Origin of the sequence: Nocardioides oleivorans, from assembly GCF_004137255.1 — a bacterium.
Classification (GTDB): Bacteria; Actinomycetota; Actinomycetes; order Propionibacteriales; family Nocardioidaceae; genus Nocardioides; species Nocardioides oleivorans.
The window spans coordinates 2,418,690-2,442,754 of record NZ_SDWT01000001.1; the positions used below are offsets into that span (position 1 = coordinate 2,418,690).

Sequence of the window (24,065 nt, forward strand, 5' to 3'; positions counted from 1 at the left end):
CCGCTGTCGGACAGCAGACGTAGACTCTCAAACACCCCCATGCGCCCGGCGTCTGGGGTCGTTCTGCGTGCTCTCGAAGGGAGCCCCGGTGTCCCCCACACCCCCCGCCACACCTCCTGCCACACCTCCTGCCACCCCCGCCGCCACACCCCTGACCGCCGTCGCGGGACGCCTCGTGTCGGCGCCCACCCTGGGCGGCGCACTGGCCGACGCGTCCGTGCAGGGCTCCCTCGACCTCACCGGTCCCGGCGCGGTCCGCCCGTTCGTCGTGCACGGCCTCGTCGAGCGCGGTCGCACCGTGCTCGCCGTCACTGCGACGTCGCGGGAGGCCGAGGACCTCGTCGAGGAGCTGGCCGACCTGGTCGACCCCGACGCCGTGGCCTACTACCCGAGCTGGGAGACGCTCCCGCACGAACGGCTCAGCCCGCGCAGCGACACGGTCGGCCGTCGGCTGGCGGTGCTGCGCCGGCTGCGACACCCCGGCACCGACGCCAGCAACGGGCCGCTCCAGGTCGTCGTCGCCCCGATCCGCAGCCTGCTCCAACCGCAGGTCCCGGGCCTGGCCGACATCGAGCCGGTCGAGCTCGTGGCGGGCACCTCGCGCCCGCTCGAGGAGGTCGTGCGCGGGCTGGCGGAGGCGGCGTACTCGCGCGTCGACATGGTGGAGCGCCGCGGCGAGTTCGCCGTGCGCGGCGGCATCGTCGACGTCTTCCCGCCCACCGAGGAGCACCCGCTGCGCGTGGAGTTCTGGGGCGACGACGTGGAGGAGATCCGCGCCTTCTCGGTCGCCGACCAGCGCACGCTGGAGAAGGTCGACCGGCTCTGGGCGCCGCCGTGCCGCGAGCTGCTGCTCACCGAGGACGTACGCCGTCGCGCCGCGGAGCTCGGCCAGGCGCACCCGCAGCTGCTCGAGCTCACCGACAAGATGGCCGCCGGCATCGCCGTCGAGGGCATGGAGTCCCTCGCCCCCGCGCTCGTCGACTCGATGGAGCTGCTCGTCGACCTGCTCCCGGCCGGCACGACCGTGCTGGTGCTCGACCCCGAGCGGGCACGCACCCGCGCCCACGACCTGGTCGCGACCAGCGAGGAGTTCCTCGGTGCGTCGTGGGCCGCGGCCGCCGGCGGTGGCACCGCGCCGATCGACCTCGGCGCGGCGTCCTACCGCGAGATCGCCGACGTGCGGCTGCACGCCCTCGGGCTCGGCCACGCGTGGTGGTCCGTGAGCCCCTTCGGGATCGACACCGACGACGAGCCGGGTCCGGACACGTCCGACGGTGGAGGCGTCCCGGGCCGCAGCCTGCCCACCCACCCGGCCGAGGCCTACCGCGGCGACCTCCAGAAGGCCGTCGACGACATCCGCGGCTGGGTCACCGACGGTGTCGAGGTCGTCGTGGTCCACGCCGGACACGGTCCGGCCCAGCGCTTCGTCGAGCTCCTCGGCGAGAACGACATCGCCGCGCGGCTGGTCGAGGAGGGCGAGCCGGCCGGTGCCGGCGTCGTCACGGTGACCTGCGGCCACGTCGTCAACGGGCTGGTCGACGACGAGGCACGGATCGCGATCGTCACCGGCGACGACCTGTCCGGGCAGAAGGCCTCGACCCGCGACATGCGCAAGATGCCGGCACGCCGCAAGCGCCAGATCGACCCGCTCGAGCTCACGGCCGGCGACTACGTCGTGCACGAGCAGCACGGCGTCGGTCGCTTCGTGGAGATGAGGCAGCGCGAGATCAGCGGCGCGGTCCGCGAGTACCTCGTCCTGGAGTACGGCCCCAGCAAGCGCGGTGGGCCCAACGACATGCTCTACGTCCCGGCCGACACCCTCGACCAGGTCACCCGCTACGTCGGCGGCGAGAACCCCAGCCTCGACCGGCTCGGCGGCGGCGACTGGACCAAGCGCAAGAACAAGGCGCGCCGCGCGGTGCGCGAGATCGCGGCCGAGCTGATCAAGCTGTACGCCGCCCGCCAGGCGACCAAGGGCCACGCCTACGGCCCCGACACGCCCTGGCAGCGCGAGCTCGAGGACGCCTTCCCGTTCACCGAGACCGCCGACCAGCTGACGACGGTCGACGAGGTGAAGGCCGACATGCGCCGGGTGGTGCCGATGGACCGCCTGGTCTGCGGCGACGTCGGCTACGGCAAGACCGAGATCGCGGTCCGGGCGGCGTTCAAGGCCGTCCAGGACGGCAAGCAGGTCGCCGTGCTGGTGCCGACGACGCTGCTGGTGACCCAGCACATGTCGACGTTCGCCGAGCGGATGTCGGGCTTCCCGGTCGTGATCAAGGGGCTCTCGCGGTTCCAGACCGACAAGGAGGCCAAGGAGGTCATCGCCGGCATCACCGACGGCTCGGTCGACATCGTGGTCGGCACCCACCGCCTGCTCAACCCCGAGATCAGGATGAAGGACCTCGGCCTGATCATCGTCGACGAGGAGCAGCGCTTCGGTGTCGAGCACAAGGAGCAGATGAAGCGGATGCGCACGTCGGTCGACGTGCTCTCGATGAGCGCGACGCCGATCCCGCGCACGCTCGAGATGGCGGTGACCGGCATCCGCGAGATGTCCACGATCACCACCCCGCCGGAGGAGCGGCACCCGGTCCTGACCTACGTCGGCGCCTACGAGGACCGCCAGGTGATCGCGGCCGTGCGACGTGAGCTGCTGCGCGAGGGCCAGGTCTTCTACATCCACAACCGGGTGCAGTCGATCGAGAAGGCCGCCGCCCGGATCCGCGAGCTGGTGCCCGAGGCGCGGGTCGCGACGGCGCACGGCCAGATGGGCGAGCACGCCCTCGAGCAGGTGATGCTCGACTTCTGGGAGAAGCGCTTCGACGTGCTCGTGTGCACCACGATCGTCGAGTCCGGCCTCGACGTGTCCAACGCCAACACCATGATCATCGAGCGCTCCGACACCCTCGGCCTCTCGCAGCTGCACCAGCTGCGCGGTCGCGTCGGCCGCTCCCGCGAGCGGGCCTACGCCTACTTCCTCTACCCGGCCGAGAAGCCGCTCACCGAGACCGCCCACGAGCGCCTCGCGACGCTGGCCCAGCACTCCGACCTCGGCGGTGGCATGGCGATCGCGATGAAGGACCTCGAGATCCGCGGCGCGGGCAACCTGCTCGGCGGTGAGCAGTCCGGCCACATCGCCGACGTCGGCTTCGACCTCTACGTCCGCCTCGTCGGCGAGGCGGTGGCCGACTTCAAGGGCGGCGGCGAGGACGAGGTGGCCGCCGAGGTCCGCATCGAGCTGCCCGTCGACGCGCACCTGCCGCACGACTACATCCCGAGCGAGCGGCTGCGCCTCGAGATCTACAAGCGCCTGGCCGAGGTGCGCACCGACGACGACGTCGACGAGGTCCGCGCCGAGCTCGTCGACCGCTACGGCAACCCGCCCGAGGCGGTCGACTCGCTGCTGATCGTGGCGCGGTTCCGCGCGCGCTGCCGCCAGGTCGGCGTGGGCGAGGTGACGGTGGCCGGCAAGTACGTCAGGTTCGCGCCGGTCGACCTCCCCGAGTCGCGCGTCGTACGGCTCAACCGGCTCCACCCGCGCAGCGTCGTCAAGGCCCCGGTCAGCACGATCCTCGTGCCGCGCCCGCAGGGCACCGGCTTCCCCGTGCACCCGGTCTCGGGCGTGGCCCTGCTTGAATGGGCCCGCGGTGTGATCGACGACATCATTGCGGCACCGGCTCCCGCCGTCCCTGCCGCCTCGAGCAAGGAGTGACCGTGACCAAGCCTCGCCTGATGGCGGCCGCGACGACAGTCGTGGCCGGGCTCCTGCTGACCGGCTGCGGCAGTGCCGCCCCCGGCATCGCGGCCAGGGTCGGCGACGAGGAGCTCACGGTCCGCCAGGTCGACCAGACCGCGGAGGAGATGTGCACGGCGCTGGGCGACCAGTTCGCCTCCAGCGGCACCGAGCTGCCGATGGGTTTCATCCGCCAGGGGACCGTGCAGCTGCTGACCCTGCGGGCGCAGGCGATGCAGGTCGCCGACGACTACGGCATCGAGCCCGGCTCGAGCTACGAGAACGCGGTCGCGCAGGCCCGCGGCACCACGGCGACCATGCCCGAGGACGTGCAGGACACCTACCTCGAGCTCAACACCGCCAACGCGCTCGCGACCGACATCGTCAACCAGGTCGGCGCGATCATCCTCGACGAGCAGGGCGTCACCGACCCGACCGAGGAGGAGGTCACCCAGGCCGGCGCCGACGCGTTCAACCAGTGGCCCGACGCCAACGGGGTCGAGATCGACCCGCGCTACGGCCTCGAGAGCGTCGACGGCGTGCTGACCCCGGTCGACACGAACACCTCGTTCGCGGTGAGCGACGTCGCGAAGTCCGGCCTCAGCACCGAGCCGGACGCGTCCTACTCCGCCACGCTCCCGCTGACCCAGCGCTGCGGCTGACCGGTCCATGCCGGCCCCCACGCCCCCTCCCTCTCCTGCTCCCCGGGGCGAGTCGCAGCTGGAGGCGTTCGCCGACCAGATGCGGCTGCTCCAGCGCGAGTGCCTCTGGAAGCGCGAGCAGACCCACACCTCGCTCATCCCCTACGTGCGCGAGGAGGCCGAGGAGGTCGTCGAGGCCATCGAGTCGGGCGATCCTGCGGCGCTGTGCGACGAGCTGGGCGACCTGCTGCTCCAGGTGGTGATCCACGCCGTCATCGCCGAGGAGGCGGGCGAGTTCACGCTCGACGACGTGGCGCGCGGCGTGATCGCCAAGATGGAGCGCCGCAACCCGCACGTCTTCGGCGACGCGACGGCCAGCACGGTCGCCGAGGTGATGGAGCTGTGGAACGCGGCCAAGGCCGCCGAGAAGAACGCAGCGCCCTGACCTCAGACGTCATCGAGGGGCACGACCGTCGGGTCGGCTGAGTACGCCGTCACGTAGGCCGCGGACACCGACGGCGTGTCGTCGTGCGAGGTGCGCGCCGGCAGCCGGATCCCGTCGGGCGGGTGGAAGTGCACCTCTCCGGGGGCGTCGACCTCCCACATCGTCGGGTCGGCGCGCCACTGCGACGGCGACGCCCCGAGCTCGCGGCGGAACGCGCGGACGAAGACGTCGTAACCGCGGAAGCCGCACTCGGCCGCGATGTCGCGGAGCGGCCGCCCGGTCTCGCGGGCCAGCCAGGCCGCCCGCTCGAGCACGAGCCGGTCGCGGAACCTCTCGGGCGACTCGCCCGCCATCGCGACCCGCACACGTGTCGCCGCCGGGTCGCCCGCCGGGTCGCGGGCGCTCGCCGTCGCGCGGTCGACGTACGCCCTCAGGTGGTCGGCGGGTCCGGGCTCGGGAGGCAGCACCCGCCCGACGGTAGCGGCGCCCACGGACACACCGGCGACGTCCGCGGCCCACGTGACTAGGCTGGCGCTCGACCCCCAGTCGTCCCTGTTCAGGAGCTCCTTGTCATGTCGATCATCGCTGCAGTCGGCGCCCGCGAAATCCTCGATTCGCGCGGCAACCCCACCGTCGAGGTGGAAGTACTTCTCGAGGACGGCGCGTTCGGCCGAGCGGCGGTCCCCAGCGGCGCGTCGACCGGTGCCTTCGAGGCCGTGGAGCTGCGCGACGGCGGCAAGCGCTACCTCGGCAAGGGCGTCACGAAGGCCGTCGACGGCGTGATCGACACGATCGCCGGCGCGGTCGTCGGCCTCGACGCCGACGACCAGCGGCTCGTCGACCAGGTCATGCTCGACCTCGACGGCACGCCCAACAAGGCCAAGCTCGGCGCCAACGCCATCCTCGGTGTCTCGCTCGCGACCGCGAAGGCCGCCGCGGAGTCCTCCGGCCTGCCGCTGTTCCGCTACGTCGGCGGCCCCAACGCCCACCTGCTGCCCGTGCCGATGATGAACATCCTCAACGGCGGCTCCCACGCCGACTCCAACGTCGACGTGCAGGAGTTCATGATCGCCCCGATCGGCGCGGCGACCTTCGGCGAGGCGCTCCAGCAGGGCGCCGAGGTCTACCACGCGCTGAAGTCGGTGCTGAAGAAGAAGGGCCTCTCCACCGGCCTCGGCGACGAGGGCGGCTTCGCCCCCGACCTCGAGAGCAACCGCGCCGCGCTCGACCTGATCGCGGAGGCCGTCAAGGCCGCCGGCTTCAAGCTCGGCAAGGACATCGCGCTGGCGATGGACGTCGCGGCCAGCGAGTTCTTCAGCAAGGGCAAGTACACCTTCGAGGGCAAGAAGCTCAGCAGCGACGACATGGTCGCCTACTACGCAGACCTCGTCGCGTCCTACCCCATCGTCTCCATCGAGGACCCGCTCGACGAGGAGGACTGGGCCGGCTGGAGGTCCATCACCGACAGCCTCGGCGACAAGATCCAGATCGTCGGCGACGACCTCTTCGTCACCAACGTCGAGCGCCTGCAGCGCGGCATCGACGGTGGCCAGGCCAACGCGATGCTCGTGAAGGTCAACCAGATCGGCTCGCTCTCGGAGACCCTCGACGCCGTCGAGCTCGCCCACCGCAGCGGCTTCCGCAACATGATGAGCCACCGCTCGGGCGAGACCGAGGACACCACGATCGCCGACCTCGCGGTCGCCACCAACTGCGGCCAGATCAAGACCGGCGCGCCGGCCCGCTCGGACCGCGTCGCGAAGTACAACCAGCTCCTCCGCATCGAGGACGAGCTCGGCGACGCGGCACGCTACGCCGGACGGGGCGCCTTCCCGCGTTTCAAGGGCTGAGCAGGCACACTGGGAGCCATGCCTTCCCAGCGCCGTACTCCTCGGGGTGGGCCCGGCGGTGGAGCGCGCGGACCGAGGCAGAGCAGCACGACGCGTCCAGGTGATCGCGGCCCACGGCCGCGCAGCACCACGACGCGTACGCCGCTCTCCCCGGCCGGCGCCTCCTCGCGAGACACCGCGACGGGTCCCGACCTCCGGGCACGTCCTGCCTCCCCGAGGAGTGCTGCGCGCCGTCCCCGCTTCACCGGCCGGGCCGCCGTGCTCGTGCTGGTGCTGGCCGTGCTGACGGTGTCCTACGCGTCGTCGCTGCGGGCCTACCTCCAGCAGCGCGCGCACATCGGCGACCTGAAGGTCCAGATCGCCGAGCGCGAGGCCAGCATCAACGACCTCGAGCGCGAGAAGAAGCGCTGGGACGACCCGGCCTACGTCAAGGCGCAGGCGCGCGAGCGGTTCGGCTACCTGATGCCCGGCGAGTCCGGCTTCGAGGTCATCGGCCCCGACGGCAAGCCGCTCGAGGCCCAGGCGAGCCTCAACGACCCCGACGACGTGATCAAGACCGTGCCCAAGGCGTGGTGGACCGGCGTGTGGGAGTCGGTGGAGCTCGCCGGAAATCCACCACCACCCGAGGAGCAGCCGGCCGACCTGGTCGACGGCACGAAGAAGCAGTGAACGAGACACCGCGCGAGACCCCCCGCGACGACCCCCGCGACAACCCCCGCATCGACGCCGCCGACGAGGCCGCGATCCGCGCGCAGCTCAAGCGGCGCCCGCGTGGCATCGACTCGATCGGCCACCGCTGTCCGTGCGGCAACCCCGACGTCGTCGCGACCGAGCCGCGCCTGCCCAACGGGACGCCCTTCCCGACGACCTACTACCTCACCTGTCCGCGGGCCGCGTCGCGCATCGGCACCCTCGAGGGCAACCACGTGATGAAGGAGATGCAGGACCGCCTCGCCACCGACGACGACCTCGCCGCGGCCTACCGCGCCGCCCACGAGCGCTACCTCGAGGCGCGCGCCGAGATCGGCGAGCGCGCCGGGCTCGACGTCCCCGAGATCGAGGGCATCAGCGCCGGCGGCATGCCCGACCGCGTCAAGTGCCTCCACGTGCTGGCCGGCCAGTCCCTGGCCATGGGCCGCGGGGTGAACCCGCTCGGCGACGAGGTGCTCGACCGCATCGGGGACTGGTGGGCGAAGGGTCCCTGCGTCTCCGTCGACGCCGCGCCCGACGACCAGGCACCGTGACCGTATGAGCACCCCGAGCACCGGTCCGAGCACCAGCCCGAGCACCAGCCCGAGCACCATGGCGAGCCCGGTCGCGGCCATCGACTGCGGCACGAACTCGATCAAGGTGCTGATCGGCCGGCGCCGTGACGACGGCACCCTCGACGTCCTCGTGCGCGAGTCCCGGGTCGTCCGGCTGGGCCAGGGCGTGGACCGGACCGGGGTGCTCGCCGACGAGGCCCTCGACCGCACGTTCGCGGCGATCGACGAGCTGGCCGGGATCATCCGCAGCCACGAGGTCCCGCCCGCCCACGTCCGCTTCTGCGCGACCTCGGCCACCCGCGACGCGAGCAACGCCGACGTCTTCCGTGACGGCGTACGCCGTCGGCTCGGCATCGAGCCCGAGGTGCTCTCCGGCGACGAGGAGGCGGCGCTGGTGTACGCCGGTGCCATCGCAGCGCAGGTCCCGATGCCGCCCGAGCCGGTGCTCGTCGTCGACATCGGCGGCGGGTCCACCGAGCTGGTGCTGGGGGAGGGCGAGGAGCGGCAGTCGGTGTCGATGGACATCGGGTCCGTCCGGCTCCACGAGCGCCACCTCCACAGCGACCCGCCGACCGCGGCGGAGGTCGCCGCCTGCGTGGTCGACATCGACGCGCACCTCGACGCCTCCGACGTACCCCTCGAGCGCACGCGCACGGTGATCGGCACCTCCGGCACCATCAAGACCCTCGCCTGCGGGGTGCTCGACCTCGGGGCCTACGACCGCGACGGGTTCGACCGCGCCGTGCTGTCCAACGCCACGACCGCCGGCTTCGTCGACCGCCTGGTCGCGATGACGGTCGAGGAGCGGCGCGCGCTGCCCTACATGCACCCCGGCCGCGCCGACGTGATCGACGCGGGAGCCCTGATCTGGAGCCGGATCCTGGCGCGCGTGCCGGTGCCCGACCACCTCGTCTCCGAGGCCGACATCCTGCACGGCATGGCCGCGGCGATCGAGCCGTGACGCTCCTGCCGCACCCGGTCGTCGGGGGCTCGTTCGCGAGCCCGGTGGCGCCCGGGACCGGTTGGCCGGACGACCCGGCTTCCCCGGACACGCCCGTCGCCCGCACCCCCGCTGGCGTACGACGACTCGCGCGCGCCGACACCCTCGACGAGCTGACCGCCCGGGTGAGCGTGTGCGCGGCGTGCGACCGGCTGGTCACCTGGCGCGAGGACGTCGCCCGCGACAAGCGTGCCTCCTTCGCCGACCAGCCCTACTGGGGCCGGCCGATCGCGGGCTGGGGCGACCCTGAGCCGACCCTGCTGGTCGTCGGCCTCGCGCCGGCCGCCAACGGCGGCAACCGGACCGGACGGATCTTCACCGGTGACCCGAGCGCGGACTGGCTCTTCGCCAGCCTGCACCGCACCGGGTGGGCCAGCCAGCCGACCAGCGAGCACGCCGGCGACGGGCAGCAGCTCCTCGACGCGCGGATGGTCGCGACCGTGCGGTGCGCGCCGCCGGACAACAAGCCCACGCCCGCGGAGCGCGACACCTGCGCGCCGTGGATCGCCGCGGAGCTCGCGCTGCTGCCGACCGTGCGCGCCGTGGTCGCGCTCGGGTCGTTCGGCTGGGACGGCGCGATCCGCTCGCTCGTCGCGGCCGGGGCTCCCGCTCCGGCGCGGAAGCCGAAGTTCGCCCACGCCGCCGAGGTCACGCTCGGCGACGTGACGCTGATCGGGTGCTACCACCCCTCGCCGCACAACACCTACACCGGACGGCTGACGGCGGAGATGACCGATGCGGTCTTCGAGCGGGCCCGACGGGTGACCGAGACGTCGCTGACAGACTGAGCCCCGACGGCCCCGGTATCCCAACCGGTAGAGGAAGCGGTCTTAAAAACCGCGCAGTCTGGGTTCGAACCCCAGCCGGGGCACCCTCACCCCCGCCGAACAGGCCCGCGCCCGCGGACCGGCTGGTAGCCGTCGAAGCGTGCGTCCAGCACCCCTTCGCCGCCGGTCAGGTCCGGGAGCCGGTGCTGGAGGTCGTGCAGCCGCGTCGCCACGACCCGCGCCTCGAGACGGGTGAGGTCGCCGAACGCGGTCTGGCCGGTGATCTCCGTGCCCCAGCGGCCGAGGAGCTGTTGCAGCTGCGGGGCGACCCGGGTCGGCACCTCGAGGTCGACGCGCAGCACCGGCTCGCAGACCCGGGTCGTCGCACGGGCGAGCGCCTGGCCCACGACGAGGGGCGTCAGCTTGCGGAAGTCCAGCGCGGTGGGCACCGGGCCACGCTGGGACGGCGGCCCGTCCCAGGACGCGTAGCCGACCTCGACGAGCGCCACCCGGCAGTCGGTGACCTCCCAACCCGAGGGACCGCGCTCGAGCGCGCGCGAGACGTGTTGCCGCATGACCGACGTGAAGTGCTCGACCGACCCGAAGAGGAACAGCGGCAGGTCGCGCAGCGGGCACTCGAGGTCCAGGGCGACCCCGCTGCCGGGCTCCGCCGGCGTGATGCGGATCCCGATCGTGGCCCAGTAGGGGTTGGACGGGGTGTTGAAGCGCTCGACGGCCGCTCCGGCCCGGCGCGGCCGCTCGACGTGCAGCACGCTTGCCTCGGAGAACTCCACCTCGATGCCGTGCTCCTCCGCCAGTGTCGAGGCGATGACCTCCTGCTGCACGCGCCCGTAGAGCGAGAGGGTCGGGTGCCCGGCCACGTCGGTGCGAGCTGCGATGAGCGGGTCCTGGTCGGCGAGCTGCGCCAGCGCGACGCGCAGCGCGGTGCGCTGCTCGACGGCGCAGGCCTCGACGGACGCCTCCAGGGTCGGCGGCGGGAAGTGGTGTTCCTCTGCGCGGGCCGACGTGCCGAAGCCGTCGCCCACGCGGACTGCGGTCAGGCCGAGCAGCCGCGCGACCTGGCCCGCACCGACCTCGTCGGCGCGCTCCCAGTGGCCGTCGCGGAAGAGCTCGATGCTCGCGACCTTGCCGGTCCGGTCGCCGGCGAGCTCGAGCCGCTGGCGGACCCGGAGCGCCCCGGAGAACATCCGCACGTAGGCGACCTTCTCGCCCGCTGCGCCGCGGTCGACCTTGAACGCCCGGCCCGAGGCCGGCCCGCCGGGATCGGGGGTGGCAGTGGGCAGGAGCGAGGCGATGCCCGCCACCAGCTCGGCGATCCCGGCCCCGGTGGCCGCGGACCCCGCGAAGACGGGATGCAACCGGCACGCACCCGTCTGGTCCGCGACCGAGCCCACGAGCTCCGCAGCCGTGCGGGCGCGGCCGTCCACGTAGGCCGCGAGCAGGTCGTCGTCGTGCTCCGCGAGCGCGACCGCCTCCCGCTCGAGGAACGCGGCGTCGTCCGGCGGGAAGGCGACGAACTCCGCGCCACGCGATCCCGTCGCGCGGGTCGTGCCCATGGGCAGCACCGCCGGGGTGAGCCTGGTCCGCACCGCGGCGAGCACCGCGTCCAGGTCGGCACCCACCCGGTCGACCTTGTTCACGAACAGCAGGGTCGGCACCTTCAGCCGCTGCAAGGCTCGCATCAGGATCCGGGTCTGGGGCTGCACGCCTTCGACGGCTGAGAGCACCAGCACGGCGCCGTCGAGCACGCCGAGGACGCGCTCGACCTCGGCGACGAAGTCGGGGTGCCCAGGGGTGTCGATCACGTTGACGACGAGCCCGTCGAGCGGGAGCGCCACCACGGCGGACTTGATGGTGATGCCGCGACGTCGTTCGAGGTCGAGGCTGTCGGTCTGCGTCGTGCCGGCGTCCACGGACCCGGGGCGGTCGATGACCCCGCAGTGGTGGAGGAGACGTTCGGTGAGGGTGGTCTTACCGGCGTCGACGTGGGCGAGGATGCCCAGGTTGAGCGAGCGTGGCTGCACGCGAGGTCCCTTCGAGGAGGTGGATGCGGACGGGTGCGTGCGTTGCTCGCATCTCGGTGCCTCTCTCGGGATCTCGAGGGTGCCGGCGCTTCCGGCCCACCCACCGTAGGCACCTCCGGCCTGCTCCGGCAACGGATTTGCGCCGGGCCCGGTGGCGCCGGGCGAGGGCGTCGGCGCCTCCACGAGGCGCACTGTTCATCCGGCGTTCGTCGGTGTGCGCCGATCCATTCCCCGGTCCCGGCTTGAGTTCGCTCGATCATCCTCCCGAGCGAAGGATCCACCCCCTGATGACGCACCACTCCCTGAGCCGGCGGCTCCTCCGGGCGGGCCTCGCGCTCGCCGTCTCCGCCGGCGCCCTGGCGACGTACGCCTCGAGCCCCGCCGTCGCGGTCGCGCTGACGGACGTGAAGGTCAACGAGATCAACTCCAACGGCACCGACTTCATCGAGCTCACCAACATCGGCACCGCCGACGTGGACCTCTCGAGCTGGGTGCTGGCCGACAACAGCGCCAAGCGCTACCGGATTCCCGCGGGTACGACGCTGCCCGCCGGTGGCTTCGTCTCCTTCGACGTCGACGACACCACCAACCCGCTCGGTGGCTTCGGCCTCGGCAACGGCGACGACGCCCGGGTGTTCCTCGCGGACGGCACGACGCTCGTCGACGCGCACACCTACCCGGCGCACGCGACCACCTCGTGGGGCCGCTGCCCCGACGGCACCGGTGCGTTCGTGCAGACCTCGGCCCTGACCCCCGGCGCGGCCAACTCCTGCCCGTCGGGCTTCGACCCGATGGACGTCCGCCTCAACGAGGTCGAGTCCAACGGTGACACCGTCGCCGACTGGGTCGAGCTCACCAACGTCGGCGCCACGCCCGCCGACGTGTCCGGCTGGAAGCTCAAGGACGCCGGCGCCACCAACCCGTTCGTCACGATCCCGGCCGGCACCGTCATCCAGCCGGGCGCCTACGTCGCGATCTACACCGAGACCCCGCCGCCTGGCTTCGGGCTGGGCGTCGACGACACGATCACGCTCTACCGCGCCGACGGCACCTCGAAGGTCGACGAGCACAGCTGGTCAGGCGGCCACGCCGCGACGACGTACGGCCGCTGCCCCGACGGCACCGGCACCTGGCAGGTCACCACGGTCCCGACCCGCGGCGCGGCCAACGCGTGCAGCCCGATCCGGGTCAACGAGATCAGCTCGAACCCGAACCCGGACTGGGTCGAGCTGGTCAACCTCTCCACCGCGCCCGTCGACGTCACCGGCTGGGTGGTCAAGGACAGCACCGACGAGAACCCGGCGACCCTGAGCGGCACCGTGCCCGCGAACGGGCGCCTCGTCGTCGAGGGCACCCTCCCCGGCCTCGGCTCGGCCGACTCGGTGCGGCTCTTCGATCCCACCGCGAAGCTGATCGACTCCTACTCCTGGACCGCCCACGGCGTGCCGACCTACGCCCGCTGCGCCGACGGCGTGGGTGCCTTCACCACCAGCGCCTCGGCCACCAAGGGTGCGGCCAACGACTGTCCCGGCCTCGAGACTGAGCCGTGGTTCGGCTCGCAGCAGGTCGTGACCTCCGACCTCGCCGCGACGTTCGTCCAGGACGCCAGCGGCGTGGTCTTCGACCCGGCCGACCCGACCGGGAAGACCCTGTGGGTCGCGCAGAACAAGGCCGGCACGCTCTGGAAGATGACGAAGAACGGCGCCACGTGGGAGCCCGCCACCGGCTGGTCCGGTGGCCGGAACCCGCGCTACGTCGACGGCACCGGCGCACCCGACACCGAGGGCATCACGATCGGCCCGGACGGTGCGGTCTACCTCGCCGCCGAGCGCAACAACGACGTCAGCGGAGTCAGCAGGAACACCGTGCTGCGCTACGTGCCGGGCTCGTCGACCAGCGCTGATCCGCTTCGGGCGACCGACGAGTGGAACCTCAACGGCCTGCTCCCGACACTCGGCGCCAACCTCGGCCTCGAGGGGATCACCTGGATCCCGGACGGCGCGCTCACCGCCGGCGGCTTCCTCGACCAGGCCACGGGCAAGGCCTACTCACCCGCTGACTACCCGAACCACGGCAGTGGCCTGTACGCCGTCGCCGTCGAGGGCACCGGCCTGGTGTACGTCGTCGCGCTGGAGCAGACCGCGGCCGTGCAGGAGTCGGCCCACCTGGTCGCCACGATCGACCCCGGGCTGATGACCAGGGCCGGCACCCCGTCGGCCATGGACGTGGCCTGGGACCCGGAGACCACCCAGCTGCGCGTCCTCTGCGACGACAGCTGCGACGGCGTGTCCGTGGCGATGGACCTGACGGGCGGTGAGCTCGGCGTGACCCACGCCTACGACCGCCCGACCACGATGCCCAACCTCAACAACGAGGGCATTGCCTTCGCCCCGCAGGCGTCCTGCGCCAACGGGCGCAAGGAGGTCGTGTGGAGCGACGACGGCGACACCGACAGCCACTCGCTGCGCTCGGGCACCGTCCCGTGCTCGCCGCGCGCCACCGACCCGACCACCCCGAGCCCGGACCCGACGCCGACCCCGGCGCCGACCCCGACTCCCGCCCCGACCCCGACGCCTGCGCCGGTCCCGGTGCCGACCCTCGCGCCGACCCCGGCCGGCAAGCAGCCGGCCGAGGCCAGCGTGTCGAGGGCCACGGTGCGCGGGAGCGTGGGCGAGCGGGTCCGGGTCCGGCTCACGATCGCGTCCGGTGACGGAGCGGCCACGGGCCTGGTGAAGGTGAAGGTGAAGGGCACGAAGGGCTCCTTCAAGGTGCGGCTCACCAGGGGCGAGGCGGCGATCAGGCTGCCGCGCTTCAACCGGGCCGGGACGAAGACCGTCTGGCTGAAGTACCTCGGCGACGCCGACACCCGGCGGTCCACGACCACCGTCAAGGCGATCATCACCGCCTGAACGCCCGCCGCCACCGCTCCGACTGCTACCCCGGGCGGAGCGGTGGCGGCGCGCCTCTCCACCTTTGGTAGCAGGCAACCTGAGAAGTTGCTGTGTCGGGAACAGCGACCCGCCCGGGCACGTTTGATCAGGTGTCACCCCGGCTAGAGTGGAGTGACGCACCAGGCGTCGTCACCGCGACGGCGTCGCACTCTCCGGATCTTCCGGAGGTGGCCTCCAAGGAGAGACCATGAAGAGCAACAACCCCGTTTTCGCCCGTTCCGAGGAGTTCAACCGCGCCTCGTCGAACACCTACGGAAACCAGACCTACGCCGGTGGCGGCGCGGCCTACCCGGGCTACGGCGACACCACCGACCCCTCCACCTGGGGCACCGGCACGCCCGGCCAGGTCGACCGGGGTCGCATGACGATCGACTCGGTGGTCCAGAAGACCGCCATCTCCATCGCCCTCGTCTTCGTCGCCGCCTTCGCCACCTGGTGGTGGATCGGTGACGTGGTCGTCGACAACTTCGTCGACAACGACGCACTCGCCAAGGCGCAGATGCTGTCCGTGGTGGGCGCCGGTGGCGCGTTCCTGCTGTCGCTGGTCAACTCCTTCAAGCGGGTCATCAGCCCCGCCCTGGTGATGGCCTTCGCCCTCGCCGAGGGTGTCGCGCTCGGTGCGATCAGCAAGTACTTCGACGCGGCCTACCCCGGCGTGGTCACGCAGGCCGTGCTCGGCACCTTCGCCGCCTTCGTCGGCACCCTGGCCGCCTACAAGTTCCTCAACATCAAGGTGGGCGACAAGTTCCGCCGCGGCGTCGTCGCCGGCATGTTCGGCATGGTGGGCCTCGGCCTGATGTCGCTGGTGCTGAGCTTCTTCGGCATCAACACCGGCCTCTTCGGCATGGGCGGCCTCGGCCTCCTCTTCGCCGTCGCCGGCCTGGTGCTCGGTGTCTTCATGCTGATCCTCGACTTCGACTTCGTCGAGAACGGCGTCACCGCCGGTCTCCCGGAGCGCGAGTCGTGGCGGGCGGCCTTCGGCCTGACCGTCAGCCTGGTCTGGATCTACACCAACCTGCTCCGGATCCTCGCGATCATGCGTGGCGACTGACCGTCCGCCCCGCACAGCTCCGCCGGCCCGCCCGAGTCGCACTCGGGCGGGCCGGCGTCATTTCTGCCGGTTGCCCGAGCGGTGAGTGAGCCACCTTCCGGATGCCCGGGAGGTGGCTCACTCACCGCCCGCAGCGTCGACGGACTCGTGGTCCTCGTGCTCGCCCGGCGACTCGGCGTCGGTCGAGGGGCGGCGACGGCGGTGCCGGAGCTCGACCCAGCGGCCGCGGAGGCCGCGCTGGTTGCCGCCGACCTCCGTGCCGTCTACCTCGGTGCCGGGCGTGCGCGCGGCACGTACGGCGGCGGCCGCGACCGGCAGGATGCCCTCGCGCCGCAGCGGCTCGGGCATCACCTCGTCGTCGGGCAGCAGGTCGAGCGCGGCCAGGCACGACGGGACGAGCACCGAGGCGAGCTGCTTGTAGCCGTCGGCGGACGGGTGGAAGCGGTCGGGCCCGAAGAGCAACGCGGGGGCGGCGTAGAACTCGGGCCCGAGGATGTCGCCGAGCGAGACCGAGCGACCGCCGTTCTCGACGACCGTGATGGTCTGCGCGGCCGCGAGCCGGCGCGACCACTCGCGCGCCACCTGCTTCAGCGGCGGCGGGATCGGCCGGATCGTGCCGAGGTCGGGGCACGTGCCGACGACCACGACGACGCCCTCCTCGCGCAGGCGGCGTACACCTTCTGCGAGGTGCCGCACCGACGCGGAGGGCAGCACGGAGTGGGTGACGTCGTTGGCGCCGATGAGCACGACGGCGAGGTCGGGGTGGGTGGTCAGTGCGTGGTCCACCTGCTCGGCCAGCGCGCTCGACTGGGCGCCGACCACGGCGAAGGAGCGCAGGTGGACGCGACGGTCGGCCTGGTGGGCGAGGCCGCTGGCCAGCTGGGCGCCGGGCGTCTCCTCGACCCGGTCGACTCCGTAGCCCGCGGCGCTGGAGTCGCCGAGCAGGGCGATCCGGATCGCCGGCGCGGGCCGGCCGCGGCCGTACCAGCCGGTCGCGTCGGGCGGGATGTCCTCGGCGTTGCCGATCGCCTTGCGGGCCACCTTGGCCTCGGCGACCAGCAGCCCGTAGAGGCCGGCGCCGACGACGGAGAGCCCGCCCCCGCCGAGCGCAGCGGCCGATGCCAGCTTGCGTGCTGCTCCTGTTGCCCCCACGCCCCTGAGGGTACCCAGCGGCGTTGCAGGTGACGGAGCCCGAGGTCGGTACATTGGCCGGGTGCAGTACGTGAACTCGCTCCTCGACCTCATCGGCAACACCCCGCTCGTCCGGCTGGGCCGGACGCTGGACCTCCCGGAGACCGCAGCAGACGGTCCGCTGGTCCTGGCGAAGGTGGAGTACCTCAACCCCGGCGGGTCCGTGAAGGACCGCATCGCCAGCCGGATGATCGAGGCCGCCGAGGCCTCGGGGGAGCTCCAGCCCGGCGGCACGATCGTCGAGCCGACCTCCGGCAACACCGGCGTCGGCCTCGCGATGGTGGCCCAGCAGAAGGGCTACAAATGCATCTTCGTGTGCCCCGACAAGGTCAGCGAGGACAAGCGCAACGTGCTCAAGGCCTACGGCGCCGAGGTCGTCGTGTGCCCGACCGCCGTCGCGCCCGAGCACCCCGACTCCTACTACAACGTGAGCGACCGGCTCTCGAAGCAGCCCGGCGCCTGGAAGCCCGACCAGTACTCCAACCCCCACAACCCGCGCTCCCACTACGAGACCACCGGTCCGGAGATCTGGGCGCAGACGGAGGGGAGGATCACCCACTTCGTCACCGGCATGGGCACCGGCGGCACCATCAGCGGCGTCGGGCGCTACCTCAAGGAGCAGAACCCCGACGTGCAGGTCATCGGCGCCGACCCGGCCGGCTCGGTCTACTCCGGCGGCACCGGTCGCCCCTACCTCGTCGAGGGCGTCGGTGAGGACTTCTGGCCCGACACCTACGACCGCTCCGTGGCCGACCGCGTCATCGAGGTCTCCGACGCCGACTCCTTCGCCTTCACCCGCCGCCTCGCCCGCGAGGAGGCGATGCTCGTCGGGGGCTCGGCCGGGATGGCGGCCTTCGCGGCGCGCCAGCTCGCCCACGAGCTGACCGAGGCCGGCCGGACCGACGCCGTCGTCGTCGTGCTGCTGCCCGACTCCGGTCGCGGCTACCTCACCAAGGTCTTCAACGACGAGTGGCTCGGCCAGTACGGCTTCGCCACCGGCGCGCAGGCCGACCACCGCACGGTCGGGGAGGTGCTGCGCGGCAAGTCCGGGCAGCTGCCGGACCTGGTCCACACGCACCCGAGCGAGACCATCGCCGAGGCCGTCCACATCTTCCAGGAGTACGGCGTCAGCCAGATGCCTGTCGTCCGGGCCGAGCCGCCGATCGTGGCTGCCGAGGTCGCGGGCTCGGTGTCGGTCTCGACGCTCCTCGACGCGCTCTTCGCCGGCACGGCGAAGCTCAACGACCCGGTCGAGGACCACATGTCGCCGGCCATGCCGACCATCGGCTCCACCGAGGCGGCCGCCGACGCGGTGACGCTGCTCGAGAAGGCCGACGCGGTCCTCGTGCACGAGGACGGCAAGCCCATCGGCGTGCTCACCCGCCAGGACCTGCTGACCTTCGTGGCGGCCTCGTGAGCGGCGGCACCACGCTGGTCCGTCGGGCGAGGGGCCTCGCCACGGCCCTGGTCGTGCTCGCCTGCCTCGGGCTGAGCGCCTGCGGCGGCGACGACGTCGACACCAGCTCCGACCCGGTCGAGGTCGAGGTCGGCTCGGCCTTCTCCTGGGACGGCTTCACCGTCGACGACGGGTGGACGCTCGAGGGCATCGACCGCTCCGTCAACGGTGACACCGTCACCACGCCGTCGGTGAAGGGCACGATCACCAACACCCTCGACGAGGAGCGGGCGGCGATCTTCGAGATGGTCTTCTCCGCCGACAGCGAGCCCGTCGCGACGATCAGCTGCTCGGCGGCGACGATGGTCAAGGACCAGTCGCAGCAGTTCGAGTGCCCGGGCCTGAGCGCCACGATGCCCGACGACTACGACGCCGTGGTGGTGCAGGAGTACGTCCGCGACGACGGCTCCAGCTCCAGCTGACGTGGCCGACCTGTCCCTCGAGGTCGTCGCCTTCCTGGTCCTCGCCGCGCTCGTCGCGGGCTTCGTCGACGCCGTCGTCGGCGGCGGGGGACTGGTCCAGCTCCCCGCACTCCTCATCGGCCTGCCCGGCGCCTCGGTCGTGCAGATCGCGGCCACCAACAAGCTGGCCTCGTTCTGCGGCACCAGCATCAGCGCAGCGACGTACGTCCGGCGCATCCGTCCCGACCCGCGCACGTTCCTGCCGCTGATGCTCGCCGCCGGCCTCGGGTCGGCGGGTGGCGCGCTGGTCGCCTCGCTGCTGCCGCGCAGCGCGTTCGACCCGATCATCCTGGGGGTCCTGGTGCTCGTCGGCGGCTACGTCTGGTTCCGGCCGAGCGTCGGCGAGCTGACCCGGCTGCGGTTCCAGGGAGGACAGCACCTGACGGCCGTAGTGCTGACCGGCCTCACGATCGGCTTCTACGACGGGTCCATCGGCCCGGGCACCGGGTCGTTCCTGGTCTTCGCGCTCGTCGGCCTGCTCGGCTACAACTTCCTCGAGGCCTCGGCGAAGGCCAAGCTCGCCAACTGGGCGACCAACCTCGCCGCGCTGATCGTCTTCATCCCGCAGGGCGCCGTGATCTGGCCGCTCGCGCTGGTGATGGCGGCAGCCAACATCGCCGGGGGCTACCTCGGCGCCCGGCTCGCGATGGCGCGCGGCGCGAAGTTCGTGCGGGCGTTCTTCCTCGTGGTGGTCTCCGGGTTCGTGGTCCGCATCGGCGGAGGCCTGATCGGCTGGTGGTGACAGGTCCAGGCTGTCGCGACCGGTAGCCTTCCCTCTCGTGGGAGCGGTCTCGGGAGTCGACAGGTTCCAGCGCCGTCATTCCGTGCTCGGTTTCCCGCTCGCAGTCATCTACAAGTACTTCGACGACCAGGGCCCCTACCTCGCCTCGGCGCTGACCTACTACGCCTTCGTCGCGATCTTTCCGCTGATGCTGCTCGGCACCTCGATCCTGGGCCTCTTCCTCCGCGGCGAGCCGCAGTGGCAGGAGCAGATCCTCAACTCGGCGCTCTCGCAGTTCCCGATCATCGGCGACGAGCTCGGACGCCCCGAGGGCCTGCAGGGGTCGGTGGCCGGTGTCGTGTTCGGTGCGCTCGCCGCGCTCTACGGCGCGATGGGACTGGGCCAGGCCCTGCAGAACACCCAGCACGTCGCCTGGTCCGTGCCGCGCAACAGCCGGCCGAACCCGATCTACGCGCGGGTCAAGACGCTCATCCTGCTCGTCACCGCCGGCTTCTCGCTGCTGGCGGTCACCGTCGTGACGACGCTGGCCAGCAGCACCGACGTGTTCGGCTCGTTCGTCGCCGACGGCCTCAAGACCTTCCTCCCGCTCATCGCGGTGGCCGTCGTCGGCACGTTCCTGACCCTGCTGTTCCGCTTCGCCGCGACCGGCCAGCACTCGTTCTGGCGCGCGGCCCCCGGCGGCTACGCGCTCGCGATCATGTGGCAGGTGCTCCAGATCGGTGGCGCGGCCTACGTCGACAACGTGCTGGTCGACACCTCCTCGATGACCAAGACCTTCGGGCTCGTCCTCGGTCTGATCGGCTTCCTCTGGATCGGCGCGGTCATGGCCGTGCTGGCGATGGAGGTCAACGTCGTCGCCGCGCGCAGGCTGTGGCCGCGCGCGCTGCTGACACCGTTCACCGACAACATCGAGCTCACCGACGCCGACCGCAGGGCCTACGCCCTCTACGCCGGCATGCAGCGGCACAAGGGCTTCGAGAAGGTGTCGGTCGTGTGGGAGCCGAGCCCCGTCGAGATCAAGGCCGCGGAGGCGGAGTCGCCGGCAGAGCAGCCCTCGCCCGAGCCCGTCGAGGACCACAAGCCGGCGTGACGTCGTACGCCACCGTGGCGCGCGCCGCGACCGGCGAGGTCGAGGACCGCGGGTCCCGCTTCCTCGGGACCGTGCGTCGGGTCGCCGACGAGGACGAGGCGCGAGCCCTGGTCGCCGCCCTGCGCCGCGCGCACCCCGACGCGCGGCACCACTGCTCGGCCTTCGTCATCGGCCCGCGTGGCGAGGTGCAGCGCTCGTCCGACGACGGCGAGCCTGCCGGCACGGCCGGGGCCCCGATGCTCGACGTGCTGCGCGGCGCCGGGGTGAGCGACGTCGCGGCCGTCGTGACGCGGTGGTTCGGCGGGACGCTGCTCGGGGCCGGGGGACTGGTCCGTGCCTACGGCGACGCCGTCCGTGCCGCCCTCGCCGAGGCCGGCACGCTCCGCCGGTCGCTGCTCACCGAGCTGGCGCTCGAGCTGGACCACGCCGACGCCGGCCGGGTCGAGGGAGAGCTCCGCTCGCGCGGGGTGAGCGTCCTCGAGGTGTCGTACGACGCCCGCGTCCGGCTGCTCCTCGCCGCACCTGCCTCGGAGGTGGACCGGGTCGGCGAGATCGTCGCCGCCGCGACGGGCGGCCTCGCCGGGCCCGCGCCGGTCGGCGAGCGCTGGGTCGACCTCAGGTGACGTCGCCGTCGACGTAGACCCAGCGCCCGGCGCGCTGCTCGAACCGGCTGACCTCGTGCATCGAGCCGCCCTCCCACGACGCCACGAACTCGACGGTGTCGCCCTCGGCCGCGACGACCTCGAGCCCGGTCCAGCGGGTCGCCGGGTCGGGCGTGACGTCGTCGGGGCGGGTCCGCGGGTGCCAGGTCCGGAACAGGTGGTTGCCGTCGCCCACGACGTGGGCCGTGTAGCGCGAGCGCATCAGCCGCTCGGGCGAGGAGGCCTGCTCACGGTTGGCCAGCAGCGGTCCGCAGCAGGCGTCGTACGACGCTCCGGTCCCGCACGGGCAGGAGGGTGTCAGCACGCCGCCGAGGCTATCGGCTGCCCGATGGCTAGCCTCCGGGCATGACCGACGACGGGGGAACACCAGCACTGGACGCACTGGCCGAGCTCGCCCGGGAGCAGGCCGAGCACGACGCCGCGGCGGCTCGGCTCGGGCCCGCCCGAGCGAGGTTGGCGGCAGCGACCGATCGCAGCGAGAGCGCCTCGTCCGACCTGGCCGGTGAGCTCGAGGACGTGGCGCGGCTGGAGCAGCTGTCCCTCACCCGCATCCTCCCCACGCTGCGAGGCCGTCGTGACCTCGACCTGGATCGTGAGAAGGCCGAGGCGCAGGCGGCGCAGTACGTCGCCGCGGAGGCCGAGGCGCGGCGGGAGGCCGCCCAGGCGGACGTCGACTCGCTGGTCGCGCAGCTGGCGAGGTCCGGAGACCTCGCGGCCCGACGCGCTGACCTCCTGGTCGCTCGCGAGGCCGAGGTCGCCGCCGACCCGTCCCGTCGCGAGACCGCCGCGCAGCTCGACTCGCTGGCGACCGAGCTCGGCCGCCACCGGGCCCGACGGACCCAGCTGGAGGAAGCGATCTCGGCGACGCACGCTGCCGCGCGGACGCTGGACGAGGCCGCGCGCCACCTCGGCGGTGCCGACGACTGGGCGAGCGTCGACACGTTCCTGGGCGGCGGCCTGTTCACCGACATGGTGAAGTACCACCGCATCGACGACGCGGCTGCCCGGATGCGCGAGGCGGACGCCGCGCTCGGGCACCTCGCCACCGAGCTGGCCGACGTCGGCATGTCGGCCGTCGGCGGCATCGAGGTCACGGACCTGACGACGTTCTTCGACGTCTGGTTCGACAACATCTTCAGCGACTGGGCCGTGCGGAACCGGGTCCGCGAGGCGGCCGCTCGCGTCGCGCAGGCACGTCTCGGTGTGGAGCAGACCGGCACGGTCCTCGGCACCCGGCTCACGGAGTGCACCTCGGAGATCGAGGTGCTGGAGCAGCGGCGGGAATCTCTCTTGGCGTAATGGTGTTGTCAGTGTAATCATGTAAGCAATGCAAGAAGGAGAATGCTCATGATGACCGAAGACACCTACGAAGAGAGCCGCGGACGACGCGGTGAGGGCCGCGGCCGACGCGGCGAGCGACCCGAGCGAGGCGAACGCGGCGAACGCGGCGAACGCCGTGGACCTAGCGGAGAAGGACGGGGCGAGCGCGGCGAGGGCCGCGGTCGCCGGGGCGGTTGGCAGGTCGCCGACCTCCCGCCGGCCGACGACGCTGCCGACTGGTTCCGCGGGCGACTGCCCGAGGGCTGGTTCAGCGAGATCGACGTGACCGCCGACCGTGAGGAGATCACGGTGGTCGGGACCCTGGCCGACAGCCAGGCCAGTGGCGCCGATGGTGCCGAGGCGGAGGGCCGCATCGGCCGCTTCCGGTCCGAGACCAAGGCCGAGCGGATCGAGATCGCCCTGGAGGCGCAGTCGCGCTACCAGCGCAAGGTGTCGTGGGGGGTGCGGCTCGGCGAGACCGAGGCGCTGTTCACCCACGTCGCCGCCCCCGTGATGACCCGGCTGCGCCAGCCCGAGCGGCAGGTGCTCGACACCCTCGTCGACGCCGGCGTCGCCCGGTCCCGGTCCGACGCCCTCGTGTGGTCGGTCCGTCTCGTCGGCGAGCACGCCGAGGAGTGGCTGGGCCAGCTGCGCGACGCGATGGCCGAGGTGGACAAGCTGCGCGGCGAGGGCCCGACCCTCTGACCGCAGCCCCCGCGCGGAGACGCGCGGACATCCCCCGGGCCGTCCCGCTCCTGTGAGCGGGGCGGCCCGGACCTCTCCCAGGTGAGGTCCGCGCGTCCACGCACTAGGTTCACCGACATGACGATCGAGCGCCCGTCCCCGTCCTACAGCGACACCGAGGTCGGGATGCTCCGCTCCTTCCTCGACCACTTCCGGGCCACGGTCCGGCTGCAGGCGAGCGGCCTCACCGCCCGGCAGCTCGACCAGACGCTGCCGCCGAGCGACCTCACCCTGGGCGGGATGCTCAAGCACCTCGCCTTCGTGGAGGACTACTGGTTCTCCTACAACCTCGGCGCCCGCGAGCCGTCCGCGCCGTGGGACACCGCGCCCTGGGACGAGGACGCCGACTGGGACTGGCACAGCGCCGCCGGCGCCGACCTCGCCGAGCTCGACGCCCTGCTGGTCGCCGCCATCGCGCACTCCGACGCCTGCCTCGACGCGGCGCTGGCCGCCGACCCGGACCTCGGGCGCCCGGTCGCCCGTCCGCGCGACCCGGCGAAGGGCGAGACCGCCACCCTCCGATGGGTGCTGGTGCACATGGTCGAGGAGTACGCCCGCCACGCCGGTCACGCAGACCTGATCCGCCAGTCGATCGACGGCGCGACGGACGTCTGAGCCGTTCGCGCGCATCTTCGAGCGCACTCCACG

General features: G+C 72.4%; 22 protein-coding genes and 1 tRNA gene. 19 read left to right on the forward strand and 4 right to left on the reverse strand.

Translation table 11 applies throughout. The features are described from left to right. Window positions 1-175: 175 nt before the first annotated feature. Genes mfd through EUA93_RS11525 form a run of 3 tightly spaced genes read left to right on the forward strand, consistent with a single transcriptional unit; the run spans window position 176 to window position 4,822 of the window. Window positions 176-3,715: a transcription-repair coupling factor gene (gene mfd, locus EUA93_RS11515; protein ID WP_242497438.1), complete on the forward strand. Its 3,540-nt coding sequence runs from the start codon at window positions 176-178 to the stop codon at window positions 3,713-3,715. Window positions 3,716-3,717: 2 nt separating this feature from the next. Further along, window positions 3,718-4,398 (forward strand): hypothetical protein, encoded by a 681-nt coding sequence (locus EUA93_RS11520; RefSeq protein WP_129400266.1) that lies wholly within the window; start codon window positions 3,718-3,720, stop codon window positions 4,396-4,398. Window positions 4,399-4,405: 7 nt separating this feature from the next. Then, a complete protein-coding gene (locus EUA93_RS11525; RefSeq protein ID WP_207208667.1) occupies window positions 4,406-4,822 on the forward strand; it encodes a MazG nucleotide pyrophosphohydrolase domain-containing protein in 417 nt (138 codons plus the stop codon). A 2-nt stretch (window positions 4,823-4,824) separates the two neighbouring features. Here EUA93_RS11525 and EUA93_RS11530 read toward each other — a convergent pair whose 3' ends face one another. After that, window positions 4,825-5,289, reverse strand: a complete 465-nt coding sequence (locus tag EUA93_RS11530; protein ID WP_129400267.1) for a helix-turn-helix domain-containing protein — start codon at window positions 5,287-5,289, stop codon at window positions 4,825-4,827. 105 nt (window positions 5,290-5,394) lie between these two features. On the opposite strand from EUA93_RS11530, the gene eno reads away from it, so the two are divergent. The 6 genes from eno to EUA93_RS11560 all read left to right on the forward strand — a co-directional run bounded on the left by eno (window position 5,395) and on the right by EUA93_RS11560 (window position 9,808). Further along, complete coding sequence (eno, locus tag EUA93_RS11535; RefSeq protein WP_129400268.1) at window positions 5,395-6,672, forward strand: phosphopyruvate hydratase; 1,278 nt, start codon at window positions 5,395-5,397, stop codon at window positions 6,670-6,672. Between the two features lie 258 nt (window positions 6,673-6,930). Then, window positions 6,931-7,341: an FtsB family cell division protein gene (locus tag EUA93_RS22045; RefSeq protein WP_242497330.1), complete on the forward strand. Its 411-nt coding sequence runs from the start codon at window positions 6,931-6,933 to the stop codon at window positions 7,339-7,341. Between the two features lie 50 nt (window positions 7,342-7,391). After that, window positions 7,392-7,916: a DUF501 domain-containing protein gene (locus tag EUA93_RS11545; RefSeq protein ID WP_165355187.1), complete on the forward strand. Its 525-nt coding sequence runs from the start codon at window positions 7,392-7,394 to the stop codon at window positions 7,914-7,916. A gap of 4 nt (window positions 7,917-7,920) precedes the next feature. Beyond that, window positions 7,921-8,898, forward strand: coding sequence for a Ppx/GppA phosphatase family protein (locus tag EUA93_RS11550; protein WP_242497331.1), 978 nt, complete (start codon window positions 7,921-7,923; stop codon window positions 8,896-8,898). Next, window positions 8,895-9,725, forward strand: a complete 831-nt coding sequence (locus EUA93_RS11555) for a uracil-DNA glycosylase (protein WP_129400271.1) — start codon at window positions 8,895-8,897, stop codon at window positions 9,723-9,725. Before EUA93_RS11550 ends, EUA93_RS11555 begins: the two co-directional genes overlap by 4 nt. Window positions 9,726-9,734: 9 nt before the next feature. Next, window positions 9,735-9,808 (forward strand) — tRNA-Leu (locus tag EUA93_RS11560). A gap of 3 nt (window positions 9,809-9,811) precedes the next feature. On the opposite strand, the gene EUA93_RS11565 is transcribed toward EUA93_RS11560, so the two are convergent. Beyond that, complete coding sequence (locus EUA93_RS11565; RefSeq protein WP_165355137.1) at window positions 9,812-11,749, reverse strand: elongation factor G; 1,938 nt, start codon at window positions 11,747-11,749, stop codon at window positions 9,812-9,814. Window positions 11,750-12,036: 287 nt separating this feature from the next. Between EUA93_RS11565 and EUA93_RS11570 the strand changes: the two genes are divergently transcribed. Further along, window positions 12,037-14,658 (forward strand): lamin tail domain-containing protein, encoded by a 2,622-nt coding sequence (locus EUA93_RS11570; protein WP_165355138.1) that lies wholly within the window; start codon window positions 12,037-12,039, stop codon window positions 14,656-14,658. A gap of 229 nt (window positions 14,659-14,887) precedes the next feature. Next, a complete protein-coding gene (locus EUA93_RS11575) occupies window positions 14,888-15,751 on the forward strand; it encodes a Bax inhibitor-1/YccA family protein (RefSeq protein WP_129400274.1) in 864 nt (287 codons plus the stop codon). A 117-nt stretch (window positions 15,752-15,868) separates the two neighbouring features. Here EUA93_RS11575 and EUA93_RS11580 read toward each other — a convergent pair whose 3' ends face one another. Beyond that, window positions 15,869-16,903, reverse strand: a complete 1,035-nt coding sequence (locus EUA93_RS11580) for an SGNH/GDSL hydrolase family protein (RefSeq protein ID WP_129400275.1) — start codon at window positions 16,901-16,903, stop codon at window positions 15,869-15,871. 61 nt (window positions 16,904-16,964) lie between these two features. Here EUA93_RS11580 and EUA93_RS11585 point away from each other — a divergent pair, with 61 nt between their 5' ends. The 5 genes from EUA93_RS11585 to EUA93_RS11605 all read left to right on the forward strand — a co-directional run bounded on the left by EUA93_RS11585 (window position 16,965) and on the right by EUA93_RS11605 (window position 21,314). Further along, complete coding sequence (locus tag EUA93_RS11585; RefSeq protein ID WP_129400276.1) at window positions 16,965-18,359, forward strand: cystathionine beta-synthase; 1,395 nt, start codon at window positions 16,965-16,967, stop codon at window positions 18,357-18,359. Then, the gene (locus EUA93_RS11590) at window positions 18,356-18,820 is read left to right on the forward strand and encodes a hypothetical protein (protein WP_129400277.1); all 465 of its coding nucleotides are present in this window, start codon (window positions 18,356-18,358) and stop codon (window positions 18,818-18,820) included. The genes EUA93_RS11585 and EUA93_RS11590 overlap by 4 nt, the downstream gene beginning before the upstream one ends. Window position 18,821: 1 nt before the next feature. Further along, a complete protein-coding gene (locus tag EUA93_RS11595; protein ID WP_129400278.1) occupies window positions 18,822-19,601 on the forward strand; it encodes a TSUP family transporter in 780 nt (259 codons plus the stop codon). 82 nt (window positions 19,602-19,683) lie between these two features. Beyond that, window positions 19,684-20,691, forward strand: a complete 1,008-nt coding sequence (locus EUA93_RS11600; protein WP_242497332.1) for a YihY/virulence factor BrkB family protein — start codon at window positions 19,684-19,686, stop codon at window positions 20,689-20,691. After that, complete coding sequence (locus EUA93_RS11605) at window positions 20,688-21,314, forward strand: YigZ family protein (RefSeq protein ID WP_129400280.1); 627 nt, start codon at window positions 20,688-20,690, stop codon at window positions 21,312-21,314. The genes EUA93_RS11600 and EUA93_RS11605 overlap by 4 nt, the downstream gene beginning before the upstream one ends. Here the strand turns inward: EUA93_RS11605 and EUA93_RS11610 are convergent. Then, window positions 21,307-21,657: a YchJ family protein gene (locus tag EUA93_RS11610; protein WP_420819067.1), complete on the reverse strand. Its 351-nt coding sequence runs from the start codon at window positions 21,655-21,657 to the stop codon at window positions 21,307-21,309. The genes EUA93_RS11605 and EUA93_RS11610 overlap by 8 nt on opposite strands. 41 nt (window positions 21,658-21,698) lie before the next feature. On the opposite strand from EUA93_RS11610, the gene EUA93_RS11615 reads away from it, so the two are divergent. The 3 genes from EUA93_RS11615 to EUA93_RS11625 all read left to right on the forward strand — a co-directional run bounded on the left by EUA93_RS11615 (window position 21,699) and on the right by EUA93_RS11625 (window position 24,032). Continuing rightward, window positions 21,699-22,652, forward strand: coding sequence for a hypothetical protein (locus EUA93_RS11615; protein WP_129400281.1), 954 nt, complete (start codon window positions 21,699-21,701; stop codon window positions 22,650-22,652). 48 nt (window positions 22,653-22,700) lie between these two features. Further along, window positions 22,701-23,378 carry a hypothetical protein gene (locus EUA93_RS11620; protein ID WP_275937876.1) on the forward strand — a complete coding sequence of 226 codons (678 nt, stop codon included), beginning with the start codon at window positions 22,701-22,703 and terminating at the stop codon, window positions 23,376-23,378. Between the two features lie 117 nt (window positions 23,379-23,495). Beyond that, on the forward strand, window positions 23,496-24,032 hold the full coding sequence (locus EUA93_RS11625) for a DinB family protein (protein ID WP_129400282.1): 537 nt from the start codon (window positions 23,496-23,498) through the stop codon (window positions 24,030-24,032). Window positions 24,033-24,065: the final 33 nt, after the last annotated feature.

Excerpts from the sequence above, each read along its gene's own strand:
- EUA93_RS11525 (WP_207208667.1), top strand. The coding sequence starts at position 4,406 with ATGCCGGCCCCCACGCCCCCTCCCTCTCCTGCTCCCCGGGGCGAGTCG.
- eno (WP_129400268.1), top strand. The coding sequence starts at position 5,395 with ATGTCGATCATCGCTGCAGTCGGCGCCCGCGAAATCCTCGATTCGCGC.
- EUA93_RS11550 (WP_242497331.1), top strand. The coding sequence starts at position 7,921 with ATGAGCACCCCGAGCACCGGTCCGAGCACCAGCCCGAGCACCAGCCCG.
- EUA93_RS11570 (WP_165355138.1), top strand. The coding sequence starts at position 12,037 with ATGACGCACCACTCCCTGAGCCGGCGGCTCCTCCGGGCGGGCCTCGCG.
- EUA93_RS11575 (WP_129400274.1), top strand. The coding sequence starts at position 14,888 with ATGAAGAGCAACAACCCCGTTTTCGCCCGTTCCGAGGAGTTCAACCGC.
- EUA93_RS11615 (WP_129400281.1), top strand. The coding sequence starts at position 21,699 with ATGACCGACGACGGGGGAACACCAGCACTGGACGCACTGGCCGAGCTC.
- EUA93_RS11620 (WP_275937876.1), top strand. The coding sequence starts at position 22,701 with ATGATGACCGAAGACACCTACGAAGAGAGCCGCGGACGACGCGGTGAG.
- EUA93_RS11625 (WP_129400282.1), top strand. The coding sequence starts at position 23,496 with ATGACGATCGAGCGCCCGTCCCCGTCCTACAGCGACACCGAGGTCGGG.